The sequence below is a fragment of the Bacteroides sp. AM37-9 genome, from assembly GCF_003603455.1.
GTDB classification, from domain to species: domain Bacteria; phylum Bacteroidota; class Bacteroidia; order Bacteroidales; family Bacteroidaceae; genus Bacteroides; species Bacteroides xylanisolvens.
Genome location: NZ_QTNF01000016.1, coordinates 43,970 through 57,620 on the forward strand (window position 1 = coordinate 43,970; position 13,651 = coordinate 57,620).

Sequence of the window (13,651 nt, forward strand, 5' to 3'; positions counted from 1 at the left end):
AAAAATACTGAATAATGAATATGATTAATAAAGGGATACCTTACTTCCCGACACCAGCAAACTTTTTTGACGAAGAGGTTATGGAGTTATTAGAAGCAAAATTCGGAGTGTTAGCTTCTTACATGGTCATGAGATTGCTTTGCAAAATCTATAAAGAGGGATATTACATCTCTTGGGGGAAAGAACAAAATCTTATTTTCGTCCGCAAAGTAGGTGGCGGGATCAAAGAGGACATGATGGAAAAGATTGTCGATCTGTTATTGGAAAAAGGATTTTTCCATAAAGAAACCTACGAGAAACACGGTATACTCACTTCGGAACAGATTCAAAGAGTGTGGTTCGAAGCTACGACACGAAGAAAAATAGATTTCTCACAACTACCTTATTTATTAGAGACCAAACAGAGAAAAAGGATACACAAGGATGAGTTGAACAAGGAAAATGCTAACATTTTTCCAACTCAAGAGGAGGTGAGTTCAGAAAATGCAGACATTTCTCGACAAACTAAACTAAAGGAAACTAAACTAAATACTGAAGAAGAAGAAATAAGCGATGCTTCGTTTGAAATTCCGGGGTATGCATACAATCAGGCCACACACAACATGAACGGACTGATAGAAAGCCTGGAACGCCACAAAGTGACTAATTTGAAAGAGAGGCAGACGATTCTCCGGTTATCAGACTATGGTAGGAAAGGCACCCAAGTATGGAAACTACTCTCCAATACGGCCTGGAGCAAAATCGGAGCACCGGGGAAATATATCATTGCAGCACTAGCCAGCGGACGGAAATAAACCGACTGATTAAAAGCTGATAAAAAAGGTACGAAAAATCTGTGCTTTTCACAAATTCTTCGTACCTTTACGCTCCGGTAAAACAAGTTCTATCCACATAAAAGATAACAAAATGGAAAACAGAAGTTTAGTAACCATTGCCGAACATTCTAAAGAAAAAATCCTCTACATGCTCGAAATGGCGAAGCAGTTTGAAATGAACCCCAATCGCCGGTTATTACAAGGAAAGGTAGTAGCAACCCTGTTCTTCGAACCTTCCACCCGTACCCGCTTGAGTTTTGAAACAGCTGCCAACCGTCTCGGTGCACGAGTAATCGGATTCTCTGACCCCAAGGCCACCAGCTCTTCCAAAGGGGAAACACTTAAAGACACGATCATGATGGTGAGTAACTATGCAGATATTATCGTCATGCGACACTATCTCGAAGGAGCTGCACGATATGCCAGCGAAGTAGCCCCGGTGCCCATTGTCAATGCAGGTGACGGAGCTAACCAGCACCCGTCGCAGACGATGCTCGATCTTTACTCTATCTACAAGACGCAAGGAACGCTGGAAAATCTGAATATTTTCCTAGTGGGTGACTTGAAATACGGCCGCACCGTACATTCTTTGCTGATGGCGATGCGACACTTTAATCCGACTTTCCATTTTATCGCTCCTGAAGAATTGAAAATGCCGGAAGAATACAAACTTTACTGCAAAACGCACCAAATAAAATACGTTGAACATACAGACTTTTCCGAAGAGATTATCGCCGACGCCGATATTCTGTATATGACCCGTGTGCAACGCGAACGTTTCACCGACCTGATGGAATATGAACGGGTGAAGAATGTATATATTCTCCGTAACAAAATGTTGGAAAACACACGTCCGAACCTGCGTATCCTGCACCCGCTTCCCCGTGTCAACGAAATTGCTTACGATGTGGATGACAACCCGAAAGCATATTATTTCCAACAGGCACAAAACGGTCTGTATGCCCGCGAAGCAATCCTTTGCGATGTATTAGGTATCACATTAGAGGACGTTAAAAACGATATTTTATTATGAGCGAAAATAAACAAGCATTGCAAGTAGCTGCCCTGAAAAACGGAACAGTGATTGACCATATCCCATCTGAAAAGCTCTTCACCGTAGTGCAACTGCTCGGTGTGGAACAAATGACAAGCAATATCACGATCGGATTCAACCTCGACAGTAAAAAACTAGGCAAAAAAGGGATCATCAAAATTGCAGATAAATTCTTTTGTGACGAAGAGATCAACCGTATTTCGGTAGTAGCACCGCACGTCAAACTGAACATTATCCGCGATTACGAGGTAGTAGAAAAGAAAGAGGTAAAAATGCCGGATGAGCTTCGTGGCATCGTGAAATGTGCCAATCCGAAATGTATTACCAACAATGAACCGATGAGCACCATCTTTCATGTGATAGATAAGGATAATTGCATCGTGAAATGCCATTATTGCGAAAAAGAACAGAAACGAGAAGAAATAACAATCCTCTAACTTCAGCTCACCACAGATTACACGGATTCACACAGATTTTTATTTTATGGAATAATAATATCTATATCTGTGTGAATCTGTGTAATCTGTGGTAAAAAATGACAACTATGAAACAGGACTGGAAACCAGGAACGATGATTTATCCGCTGCCGGCTGTACTAGTCAGTTGCGGAAAAGAGGAAAGCGAATATAATATGTTCACAGTAGCATGGACGGGTACGATTTGCACGAACCCGCCCATGTGTTACATATCCGTACGTCCGGAACGCCATTCATACGATATTATCAAAAAAAATATGGAGTTTGTCATCAACCTGACAACTAAAGATATGGCTTTTGCCACCGACTGGTGCGGAGTTCGTTCGGGACGTGATTATCATAAATTCGAAGAGATGAAACTGACACCCGGACAGTGTACGGTAGTCAGTGCCCCGCTGATTGAAGAATCACCTCTTTGCATTGAATGTCGTGTAAAAGAAATCATCTCTCTTGGTTCACATGATATGTTTATTGCCGACGTGGTAAATGTGCGTGCCGATGAACGGAACCTGAACCCCGAAACCGGAAAGCTGGAACTGGCGGAAGCTAATCCGCTGGTATATGTGCACGGAGGATATTACAATTTGGGAGAGAAAATCGGTAAGTTCGGTTGGAGTGTAGAAAAGAAAAAATCATAAAAGGAACGATACTGTCATGGATATGCTGCGTAAATTCATTTTTTTAGGTTTATTAGTTGCAGCCGGCAGCCCGGTTGTCGGACAGAATTATAACGCAGACAGAGTAGACCGTCCCAACACAAAAAAAATAAATATCGGTATCAAAGCGGGCTTCAACTCTTCCATGTTCATGGTGTCTGAACTGAAAATTAAAGATGTAACTATCGATGAGGTGCAGAATAACTATAAGATTGGTTATTTCGGTGCTCTCTTCATGCGCATCAATATGAAAAAGCATTTCATTCAGCCTGAAGTGTCGTATAATGTAAGCAAATGTGAGATTACGTTCGACAAACTCGGTTCCCAGCATCCTGCCATCGAGCCTGATTACGCATCGGTGCAATCGGTGTTGCACAGTGTCGATTTTCCCGTTCTATATGGCTATAATGTGGTGAAAAAAGGACCTTACGGAATGTCTATCTTCGCAGGTCCCAAGCTTCGCTACCTATGGGGAAAGCACAATGAAATCACTTTTAAAAATTTCGACCAAAAGGGTATTCACGAAAAGTTGTATCCGTTCAATGTCAGCGCAGTGATTGGCGTAGGTGTCAACATCTCACGTATCTTCTTCGATTTCCGCTACGAACAAGGTATAGGAAACATCTCCAAGTCTATCATTTATGACAATATCAACTCCGACGGCAGTACGGGTGTGAGCAACATTATTTTCCGTCGCCGTGACAGCGCGTTAAGTTTTTCATTGGGATTCATTCTTTAAGAATAAAATATCATTAAATCCCGCTTTTTACTAACATTTTTCTTACTGTTCCTTCATTCTTTATTTATTTTCATTAACTTTGTGCGCTTAAAATAGGTATCTCGAATTAGAAATTTAATCTTACTTATAAAAGAATGAAAAGAGACGACATCATTTTCGACATCATCGAAAAAGAGCATCAACGTCAGTTGAAAGGAATCGAGCTGATTGCATCAGAAAACTTTGTGAGTGACCAGGTAATGCAGGCAATGGGTTCTTGCCTGACTAACAAGTACGCAGAAGGTTATCCCGGCAAACGTTACTACGGAGGTTGCGAAGTAGTAGACCAAAGCGAACAAATCGCTATCGACCGCCTGAAAGAAATTTTCGGCGCTGAATGGGCAAACGTACAGCCACACTCGGGAGCACAAGCTAATGCGGCTGTTTTCCTTGCTGTTCTGAATCCGGGCGACAAATTCATGGGATTAAATCTGGCACACGGCGGACACCTGTCTCACGGTTCATTAGTGAACACTTCCGGTATCATCTATACTCCTTGCGAATATAACTTGAATCAGGAAACAGGACGCGTTGATTACGACCAGATGGAAGAAGTCGCTCTTCGTGAGAAACCAAAAATGATTATCGGTGGTGGTTCTGCATACTCTCGTGAATGGGATTACAAACGTATGCGTGAAATCGCTGACAAAGTAGGCGCTATCCTGATGATCGACATGGCTCATCCTGCCGGTCTGATTGCTGCCGGAGTGCTCGAAAATCCGGTTAAATATGCACATATCGTCACTTCTACTACACATAAAACACTTCGCGGACCTCGTGGTGGTGTCATCATGATGGGTAAGGATTTCCCCAATCCATGGGGTAAGAAAACTCCGAAAGGTGAGATCAAGATGATGTCTCAATTACTGGATTCTGCCGTTTTCCCGGGTATCCAAGGCGGACCGTTGGAACATGTAATTGCTGCTAAAGCAGTTGCTTTCGGTGAAATCCTGCAACCTGAATTTAAGGAATATGCTAAACAAGTACAGAAGAATGCTGCCGTACTTGCACAGGCTTTGATCGACCGTGGCTTTACCATCGTTTCCGGTGGTACAGACAATCACTCTATGTTGGTCGACCTGCGTAGCAAATATCCTGATCTGACAGGTAAAGTGGCAGAAAAAGCATTGGTTTCTGCTGATATTACCGTTAACAAGAACATGGTTCCGTTCGACAGCCGTTCGGCTTTCCAGACTTCCGGTATCCGTTTAGGTACTCCTGCTATCACAACTCGTGGTGCAAAAGAAGACTTGATGCTCGAAATTGCAGAAATGATCGAAACTGTATTGTCTAACGTAGAAAATGAGGAAGTTATTGCACAAGTACGTGCACGCGTCAATGAGACAATGAAAAAATATCCTCTTTTCGCTTACTAAAACACAATTTTAAAGCTAGTAATTGTAAACTGTTATTAGCTTAATCCCATTTAAGGTCTGCTCTTTACGAAAGGAGCAGGCCTTTTTTTATTTATTAACGGTCCCGTTCGAACCATCTTTCCGGAATTTCGTTTTTCTTACTATAAAAGAAATATATGATGTCATATATCACCCACAACAAGTACGAATTCAACCGTACAGTGTGCATGAAGAGAAAAGAGAAGCACACTGGACTCTATATACAGTCATCCCCGTCTTTCCACATTCATTTTATAGGGAAAGACGGGGATTTATTTTTACCGGCATAGCGCCAGAACAAGTGTTCTTTAAGTGTATATCAGCTCAATCCTTCTATTTCTCCATCCACAATATCGATATGCAATGCTTGCGGTTCTTTAGGCAATCCCGGCATACGAAGAATTTCTCCGGCAATGGCTACAATCATTTCAGCTCCGTTATTGATTACAATATCTTTAATATGGAACTCGAAGTTGTTCACCGCACCATAAATCTTAGGGTCGGCAGAGAATGAATACTGTGTTTTAGCAATACAAACCGGGTAATGAGTGATGCCCATTTTCTCGATCAGTTTGATACGGTTGCGTGCAATACTGCTGTAAGTAATTACACTGGCTCCGTAAATATTAGTAGCCACCTTTTCAATCTTCTGCTGTATATTATCTTCTTCCTTATATGTATAACGCAAAGGTTCGGACGGATTATTTTCGATTGTATCTACCACCAGGCGGGCCATGTCTACTGCCCCCTCTCCTCCTTCACTGAACGCATTGTTGATAGCAAAACCGACTCCCAACTGTTCGCAATGCTCACGCAGCAATTCCATTTCTTCATCGGTGTCGGACGCAAACTTATTGAAAGCTACAATAACCGTCTGACCGAATGAACGAAGATTACGAACATGTTTGTCCAGATTACGCAATCCTTCTTTCAGTCCTTCCATATTCGGTTCTTTGATACGGTCGAGACTGACACCTCCGTGCATCTTCAATCCTTGTGCCGTAGCGACAATCACCGTGAGACGCGGTTGGAGTCCACTCTTGCGGCACTTGATATTGTAGAACTTCTCTGCACCAAGATCAGCACCGAATCCGGCTTCTGTGATTACATAATCGCCGAAAGACATTGCCAATTTAGTGGCCAGAATAGAGTTACAACCATGCGCAATATTAGCGAACGGACCGCCGTGTACAAAAGCAGCGGTTCCTTCCGTAGTCTGCACCAGATTAGGATGGATGGCATCTTTCAGCAACACAGTGATAGCTCCTGCCACTCCCAGATCTTTTACGGTAAAAGGCTGGTCATCATAAGTGAAGCCCAACAGGATGTTTTCGATACGACGACGCAAATCACTCACATCTTTGGAAAGACAAAGAATCGCCATAATTTCCGAAGCAGGAGTAATATCGAAACCGGACTCTTGGGTAATCCCATTGGATTTAGGTCCGAGACCGACAACGATGCTGCGCAACGAACGGTCGTTCACATCAAGCACTCTCCGCCAAAGGATTTCTTTCAATCCGAAACCTTTTGCCTGGTTCTGATAGAGATAATTGTCGAGCAAAGCCGAAATCATGTTATGAGCAGAGGTGATGGCGTGAAAATCCCCTGTGAAATGAAGGTTAATCTTATCCATCGGAAGCACTTGTGCATATCCTCCACCGGCCGCTCCTCCCTTCATTCCGAAACAAGGACCGAGAGACGGTTCACGAAGAGCGACAATCGCATTCTTTCCAATTTTATTCAGTCCCAAAGCAAGACCGATAGATACGGTAGTTTTGCCAATGCCCGCTTTGGTTGCCGTGATAGCAGTGACCAGGATGAGATTGCTTTTCTTCACTTTCTCTTCATCAATCAGTTGTTCAGGGATCTTTGCGATGTAGCGGCCATAATTCTCCACTTCCTCGCGAGGAATTCCGACACTTTCGGCAACTTGCTTAATCTTCTTCAGCTCAATGCTGCGAGCAATTTCTATGTCTGATTTCATACAGAATATGATTAGTTTTATTTTTGAAAGAACAAAAGTATAACAAAAAAGCGAAATAGAGAAATTTAAAGTTCATCGGATATTTATATATCTATTTATCATAAACACTATAAACTCTTTTCACGCAATAACTGTTGTAAATGACATAACCTAAAACAACAACTTAATTATGGAATGGATTATTAATCAACTAAGGGTACACCCTGAACTTGCTATTTTCCTGACGCTCTTTGCCGGATTCTGGCTGGGCAGACTCAAAATAGGGAAATTCTCATTGGGGACAGTCACCAGTGTTCTGCTAGTCGGAGTGTTGGTCGGGCAACTGAATATCACTGTGGATGGCCCGATGAAAGCTGTGTTCTTTCTGCTTTTCCTGTTTGCCGTCGGCTATAAGGTAGGTCCGCAGTTTTTCCGCGGATTGAAAAAGGATGGGCTGCCACAGGTGGGATTCGCTGTACTGATGTGTATTGTCAGCCTGGTGGCACCGTGGATACTCGCCAAAATCATGGGATACCATGTAGGGGAAGCTGCCGGACTTTTGGCAGGCTCACAGACCATATCCGCCGTGATCGGCGTGGCAAGCGATACAATCAACCAATTGGGAATCAGCGATGAGCAAAAAGCAACATTCATCAATGCGATTCCGGTAGCTTACGCTGTAACTTATATCTTCGGTACAGCCGGTTCTGCATGGATTCTGGCTTCTCTCGGCCCTAAAATGCTGGGCGGACTGGATAAGGTGAAAGCTGACTGCAAAGAACTGGAGGCTCAAATGGGAACATCGGAAGCTGATGAACCCGGATTTTCCCCGGCTCTTCGTCCGGTGGTATTCCGTGCCTATAAAATCACCAATGAATGGTTCGGCAAAGGAAAGAAAGTCAGTGAACTCGAAACATATTTATGCAAGAATGATAAACGGCTGTTTGTAGAGCGGATTCGTCAAAGAGGAGTGGTGAAAGATGTTGATCCGAACCTGATTCTTCGCAAAAACGACGAAGTGGTACTAAGCGGACGCCGTGAGTTTGTAATCGGAGAAGAAGACTGGATCGGTCCGGAAGTGATCGACGCACAATTATTGGATTTTCCGGCGGAAACTCTTCCCGTAATGGTGACTCACCGGACGTTTGCCGGGGAAACGGTAGCCAAAATCCGGGCACAGAAATTTATGCACGGAGTCAGTATCCGTAACATCAAGCGTGCCGGAATCAATGTTCCGGTATTATCCAAAACAGTTGTGGATTCGGGAGATATTCTCGAGCTCACCGGTCTTAAACATGAAGTGGAAGGCGCTGCCAAACAAATGGGTTACATTGACCGTCCGACCAATCAGACGGATATGATTTTCGTCGGCCTGGGCATTTTGCTCGGTGGTCTTTTCGGCGCACTGGCTATCCATCTGGGAGGTGTTCCTATCAGTCTTTCTACCAGTGGCGGCGCATTGATTGCCGGACTTCTGTTCGGTTGGTTACGCAGCAAGCATCCTACTTTCGGAGGTATCCCCGAACCCTCTTTATGGGTATTGAATAATGTAGGACTGAATATGTTTATCGCAGTGGTCGGCATTGCTGCAGGCCCCAGTTTTATAGCCGGATTCAAGGAAGTCGGAGTCAGTCTGTTTATTGTCGGTGCACTGGCAACTGCCATCCCTCTTCTCGCAGGATTGCTGATGGCGAGATACCTGTTCAAATTCCACCCTGCCCTTTCATTGGGATGCACGGCAGGAGCACGTACCACAACAGCGGCACTGGGAGCTATTCAGGATGCAGTGGAAAGTGATACACCCGCATTAGGGTATACAGTGACGTATGCAGTCGGCAATACGCTACTGATTATCTGGGGAGTCGTCATCGTGTTACTTATGTAAAACTATAAAATAAATATCATTATGGAAAAGAAAACAAATAACCCTGCCATTACGAAAAGTTATGCCAAGAAAATGGAAACGATCAGCCCGTTCGAGCTGAAAAACAAACTGATCGATATGGCAGATGAAAGCATTAAGAAAATAGCACATACCATGCTGAATGCGGGAAGAGGTAATCCGAACTGGATTGCTACCGAACCACGCGAAGCATTTTTTCTGTTGGGACAATTCGGACTTTGCGAATGTCGCCATGCGTTTTCACTGGAAGAAGGAATAGCAGGTATTCCGCAAAAGGCTGGATAGCCGCCCGTTTCGAGGCTTTCCTGAAAGAGAATGAAAAAGCTCCGGGGGCTAATCTGCTGAAAGAGGGCTACAATTATATGTTGATGGAGCATGCTGCCGATCCAGATACGCTGATTCACGAATGGGCGGAATCGGTCATCGGCGACCAGTATCCTGTGCCCGACCGTATTTTACATTTTACAGAGTTAATCGTGCAGGATTACTTGGCACAAGAGATGTGTGACCGCCGTCCGCCGAAAGGGACTTTTGATCTTTTCGCCACCGAAGGAGGTACAGCAGCCATGTGTTATCTGTTCGATTCTTTGCAAGAGAATTTCCTGTTGAATCAGGGAGATGCCATTGCTTTGATGATTCCCGTGTTCACTCCTTATATAGAAATCCCGGAATTGCGACGCTATCAGTTTGACGTTACCGAAATTTCCGCCGACCAGATGACTCCTGACGGATTGCACACCTGGCAGTATAAGGATGAAGATATAGACAAGTTGAAAGACCCGCGGATCAAAGCGTTATTTATCACCAATCCGAGTAATCCGCCCAGTTACGCACTTAGCAGGGAGACTACCGAACGTATCATCAACATTGTGAAGAATGACAATCCGAACCTGATGATTATTACGGATGATGTGTATGGAACGTTTATCCCTCATTTCCGTTCATTGATGGCAGAATTGCCACACAATACGCTTTGCGTTTATTCGTTCTCCAAATATTTCGGAGCTACGGGATGGAGAACCGCAGTGATTGCTTTACACGAAGACAACATCTACGACAAAATGATTGCCCGCCTGTCGGAGGAGCAGAAATCAATATTGAACAAACGTTATTCCAGTCTTAGCCTGCAACCGGAAAAGATGAAATTTATCGACCGCATGGTGGCTGACAGCCGGCAGATTGCGCTGAATCATACCGCAGGGCTTTCTCTGCCTCAACAAATGCAAATGAGTTTGTTTGCCATCTTCTCGCTTCTGGATAAAGAAGACAGTTATAAAACCAAGATGCAGGAAATTATTCATCGACGCCTGCATGCGTTGTGGGATAACACGGGGTTCACACTGGTAGAGGATCCGCTGCGTGCCGGATATTATTCGGAGATTGATATGCTGGTATGGGCGAAGAAATTCTACGGAGATGACTTCGTTGCTTATCTGCAAAAGACATACAATCCGCTGGATGTGGTTTTCCGTCTGGCAAACGAAACTTCACTCGTGCTGTTGAATGGCGGTGGCTTTGCCGGACCGAAATGGAGCGTGCGTGTGTCACTAGCTAATCTGAATGAAGCCGATTATGTGAAAATCGGGCAAAGCATCAAGTGTGTGTTGGAAGAATATGCCCAAACATGGAAAGCATCAAAATAATTAACTGATTAGACGATTTACGATCGTATGATTGAGGATAGTAACCTCAATCGTACATTGTAAATCGCCTAATCGTAAATAACTGAAAAGATAGTTTTTTTCTAAGAAAACATAACGGAAGCGAATAGTCAGGTTGAAAATCTCTATCTTTGTGGTAAATCAACCTTTACGAAGATGAAAAAACTGATTCTATTTCTTTCGCTGATATTATCGGTCGGTTTTGCATCCGCACAGTCGGAAATTCCTTCCGATAGTATTCGTCGTGCTCCATCCACCAATATTAAAGAGTTTGGTGGCTTTCTGCTGGATATGGGGTTAATGAATGTAGCGACTCCCGAACTTCCCAAGTTTAATTTAGAGATGCCTAATATGACGAAAGATTATAATCAGCTCTTTCGTTTAAATACAGACGTTACTTATTCGCAAGGATTCACTGACTCTTTTTCTTCGTCTTCTTTCTCTGGTTTTTCTGGCTTTGGCTACGGATATGGTTGGGGATTGTCCTCTTCTCCACAGTTTATACAGATGGGGTCTTTCAAACTGAAAAACGGAATGAGAATCAATACCTACGGAGATTATGATAAGGATGGCTGGCGGGTGCCTAACCGCAGCGCTATGCCTTGGGAAAGAAATAATTTCCGGGGAGCATTCGAACTGAAATCGGCAAATGGTAATTTCGGAATACGAATCGAAGTACAACAAGGACGAAACGCGCCTTATTAAATAAGGTACTTCAATATACAACCCCGGAAGTCTGAAATAAAACCAAGTAGTCCTATAGATTAGATCAGACAGTCCGGAATTAAATTAAGTAAGTTCGGCACAGAATTAGGAAAGCTCGAAGGCCTTATCTGCCGCACTTATTGCGTTGGCAATACGATCACACCATGAATCAAATTCCGGATCGGGTATTTGTGATTCCGGATGGGAAAGCATATAGTGTACGGCTTGTCGTAATCCGTCTGCCATGGAAGTATTGCATATAAAATCAGGAACCAACCGCTTTATCTTCGAGTTATCAAAGACTACCGTAGCTGCTTTATCTCCTAACAGTTCACCTCTGAAATCATAATGATCGCTATGCTTGGCAAGGAAATCGGAGGCTACGTGTAATGCATTCAGAGGTTTACCCAACGCGTCGGCAATGGTTTGATAAATCTGATTCCAGGTCATGCTTTCATCGATAGTGATATGAAAAGCGTTCCCAATGGCATGAGGGTTCGCCATCAGTCCTACATAACCTTTGGCAAAATCTTTAGAGTGAGTCAATGTCCACAAAGAAGAACCGTCGCCGGGGATAATAACAGGTTTACCTTCAAGGATTCGTTTTAGGATCTGCCAGTTTCCCTTATCGCCATGTACAGATACGGGAGGTTTTGTTCCGTTGTAGGTATGGCTGGGACGAACGATTGTAACGGGGAAACCGTTTGTGCGATAGGCTGCCATCAGCACTTCTTCCGCTTCTATCTTGTTACGGGAATACTGCCAATAGGGATTGACCAAAGGGGTGCTTTCGGTTATGCGGTAATCGGCCAATGGCTTTTGGTAGGCAGAGGCACTGCTGATAAAGATATATTGCCGCGTTTTATTCTGGAACAGGCGGATATCACGCTTCACGTCTTCTGCCGTATATCCGATGAACTGCGCAACCACATCGTAATGTTCGGACACGATGGCTTTTGCCACAGCTTCTTCATCATTAATATCCGCAATGATACTGTGAATTCCCTCCGGCATCTTTTTCGAACCACGATTTAGGAGAGTAATCTCCCACCCTTTTTGTTGCGCCAATGCCACTACATCTGTACTAATCGTACCTGTTCCTCCAATAAATAATGCTTTCATAAAACCTGTTTTTTATATTCTCCGGAACAAATATATCAATTCCATCACTTACTTCCAGCAATCATTGCCATTTATTTTTCTGCCCGAAAGTTTATGTAGTATACAGATTACTGATTCTTATACCCATATTACTGATTTGCTGAATGAAATTAAAAAGATACCTTCAAATGTTTTATCTTTGTATCAGATTAATAACAGAAGCATATGGATGAAATAACAAAAATTGAAACCGTCGATCAGTATGACCAATTGTTTGGACTGGAAACATTGCACCCTTTGGTGAATGTAATCGACTTCTCAAAAGCCACCAGGTCAGTTGAATATATCCGTATGAATATCGGATTCTACTGCTTGTTCCTGAAGGATGCAAAATGTGGCGACCTCACTTATGGACGTAAGAATTACGATTATCAGGAAGGAACGGTTGTTTGTATGGCACCGGGACAAGTGAGCGGAATAGACAACCGCAACAGGCCTGCTCCCCGCACCAAGTCAATCGGCGTTTTGTTTCATCCCGATTTAATCCGCGGAACTTCATTAGGACAGCATATCAAGAACTATACTTTTTTCTCTTACGAGGTAAATGAAGCATTGCATCTTTCAGACCAGGAAAGAGAAATCGTAACTGATTGCATACATAAAATCAGGATCGAGCTGGAACACCCTATCGACAAACACAGCAAGCAACTCATCGTGCGAAACATCGAACTGCTGCTGGATTACTGTATGCGTTTCTACGAACGGCAGTTTATTACACGTAATCAGGCGAACAAAGATATTATCGTAAAATTCGAGCAATTGCTGGACGAATACTTCCAGAATCAGGTGGCAATAACCGAAGGACTGCCATCCGTGAAATATTTTGCAGACAAGGCATGTCTCTCTCCTAATTATTTCGGAGACTTGATAAAGAAGGAAACAGGAAAAACTGCACAGGAATATATCCAGTGCCGGATTATCGAACTGGCAAAAGAAAGAATACTGGAAGGTGTTCAAACTGTCAGCCAGGTGGCTTATGAACTGGGATTTCAATATCCACAACACTTCAGCCGATTGTTTAAAAAGCATGTCGGTTGCACCCCGAACGAATATAAACAAAGAAACTAAGCATTTTTTAGCTA

General features: G+C 43.4%; 11 protein-coding genes and 1 pseudogene. 10 read left to right on the plus strand and 2 right to left on the minus strand.

The window, feature by feature from the left end:
* Positions 1-14: 14 nt before the first annotated feature.
* The 6 genes from DW862_RS12675 to glyA all read left to right on the plus strand — a co-directional run bounded on the left by DW862_RS12675 (position 15) and on the right by glyA (position 5,155).
* Positions 15-794, plus strand: a complete 780-nt coding sequence (locus DW862_RS12675) for a DUF4373 domain-containing protein (RefSeq protein ID WP_008022568.1) — start codon at positions 15-17, stop codon at positions 792-794.
* Positions 795-906: 112 nt separating this feature from the next.
* Positions 907-1,848, plus strand: a complete 942-nt coding sequence (gene pyrB / locus DW862_RS12680) for an aspartate carbamoyltransferase (RefSeq protein ID WP_009039538.1) — start codon at positions 907-909, stop codon at positions 1,846-1,848.
* Positions 1,845-2,306, plus strand: a complete 462-nt coding sequence (gene pyrI / locus DW862_RS12685) for an aspartate carbamoyltransferase regulatory subunit (protein WP_004303448.1) — start codon at positions 1,845-1,847, stop codon at positions 2,304-2,306. The genes pyrB and pyrI overlap by 4 nt, the downstream gene beginning before the upstream one ends.
* Before the next feature lie 107 nt (positions 2,307-2,413).
* Positions 2,414-2,983 (plus strand): flavin reductase family protein, encoded by a 570-nt coding sequence (locus DW862_RS12690; RefSeq protein WP_004303449.1) that lies wholly within the window; start codon positions 2,414-2,416, stop codon positions 2,981-2,983.
* 16 nt (positions 2,984-2,999) lie between these two features.
* Positions 3,000-3,740: a porin family protein gene (locus DW862_RS12695; protein ID WP_008019436.1), complete on the plus strand. Its 741-nt coding sequence runs from the start codon at positions 3,000-3,002 to the stop codon at positions 3,738-3,740.
* Positions 3,741-3,874: 134 nt separating this feature from the next.
* Positions 3,875-5,155, plus strand: coding sequence for a serine hydroxymethyltransferase (gene glyA, locus DW862_RS12700; protein WP_004303451.1), 1,281 nt, complete (start codon positions 3,875-3,877; stop codon positions 5,153-5,155).
* 337 nt (positions 5,156-5,492) lie between these two features.
* Here glyA and DW862_RS12705 read toward each other — a convergent pair whose 3' ends face one another.
* Positions 5,493-7,160, minus strand: a complete 1,668-nt coding sequence (locus tag DW862_RS12705; RefSeq protein ID WP_004315284.1) for a formate--tetrahydrofolate ligase — start codon at positions 7,158-7,160, stop codon at positions 5,493-5,495.
* A 169-nt stretch (positions 7,161-7,329) separates the two neighbouring features.
* Here DW862_RS12705 and aspT point away from each other — a divergent pair, with 169 nt between their 5' ends.
* From aspT to DW862_RS12720, 3 genes and pseudogenes are all read left to right on the plus strand, one after another.
* Positions 7,330-9,024, plus strand: a complete 1,695-nt coding sequence (aspT, locus tag DW862_RS12710) for an aspartate-alanine antiporter (RefSeq protein WP_120068629.1) — start codon at positions 7,330-7,332, stop codon at positions 9,022-9,024.
* A 21-nt stretch (positions 9,025-9,045) separates the two neighbouring features.
* Positions 9,046-10,685: pseudogene (aspD, locus tag DW862_RS12715) on the plus strand (aspartate 4-decarboxylase).
* Positions 10,686-10,859: 174 nt separating this feature from the next.
* Positions 10,860-11,408, plus strand: coding sequence for a hypothetical protein (locus tag DW862_RS12720; RefSeq protein ID WP_008640013.1), 549 nt, complete (start codon positions 10,860-10,862; stop codon positions 11,406-11,408).
* 105 nt (positions 11,409-11,513) lie between these two features.
* Here DW862_RS12720 and DW862_RS12725 read toward each other — a convergent pair whose 3' ends face one another.
* On the minus strand, positions 11,514-12,530 hold the full coding sequence (locus tag DW862_RS12725) for an SDR family oxidoreductase (protein WP_087318113.1): 1,017 nt from the start codon (positions 12,528-12,530) through the stop codon (positions 11,514-11,516).
* Between the two features lie 204 nt (positions 12,531-12,734).
* On the opposite strand from DW862_RS12725, the gene DW862_RS12730 reads away from it, so the two are divergent.
* Positions 12,735-13,637 carry an AraC family transcriptional regulator gene (locus DW862_RS12730; RefSeq protein ID WP_008022585.1) on the plus strand — a complete coding sequence of 301 codons (903 nt, stop codon included), beginning with the start codon at positions 12,735-12,737 and terminating at the stop codon, positions 13,635-13,637.
* Positions 13,638-13,651 lie beyond the last annotated feature (14 nt).

Excerpts from the sequence above, each read along its gene's own strand:
- DW862_RS12675 (WP_008022568.1), top strand. The coding sequence starts at position 15 with ATGAATATGATTAATAAAGGGATACCTTACTTCCCGACACCAGCAAAC.
- pyrB (WP_009039538.1), top strand. The coding sequence starts at position 907 with ATGGAAAACAGAAGTTTAGTAACCATTGCCGAACATTCTAAAGAAAAA.
- pyrI (WP_004303448.1), top strand. The coding sequence starts at position 1,845 with ATGAGCGAAAATAAACAAGCATTGCAAGTAGCTGCCCTGAAAAACGGA.
- DW862_RS12690 (WP_004303449.1), top strand. The coding sequence starts at position 2,414 with ATGAAACAGGACTGGAAACCAGGAACGATGATTTATCCGCTGCCGGCT.
- DW862_RS12695 (WP_008019436.1), top strand. The coding sequence starts at position 3,000 with ATGGATATGCTGCGTAAATTCATTTTTTTAGGTTTATTAGTTGCAGCC.
- glyA (WP_004303451.1), top strand. The coding sequence starts at position 3,875 with ATGAAAAGAGACGACATCATTTTCGACATCATCGAAAAAGAGCATCAA.
- DW862_RS12705 (WP_004315284.1), bottom strand. The coding sequence starts at position 7,160 with ATGAAATCAGACATAGAAATTGCTCGCAGCATTGAGCTGAAGAAGATT.
- aspT (WP_120068629.1), top strand. The coding sequence starts at position 7,330 with ATGGAATGGATTATTAATCAACTAAGGGTACACCCTGAACTTGCTATT.
- DW862_RS12720 (WP_008640013.1), top strand. The coding sequence starts at position 10,860 with ATGAAAAAACTGATTCTATTTCTTTCGCTGATATTATCGGTCGGTTTT.
- DW862_RS12725 (WP_087318113.1), bottom strand. The coding sequence starts at position 12,530 with ATGAAAGCATTATTTATTGGAGGAACAGGTACGATTAGTACAGATGTA.
- DW862_RS12730 (WP_008022585.1), top strand. The coding sequence starts at position 12,735 with ATGGATGAAATAACAAAAATTGAAACCGTCGATCAGTATGACCAATTG.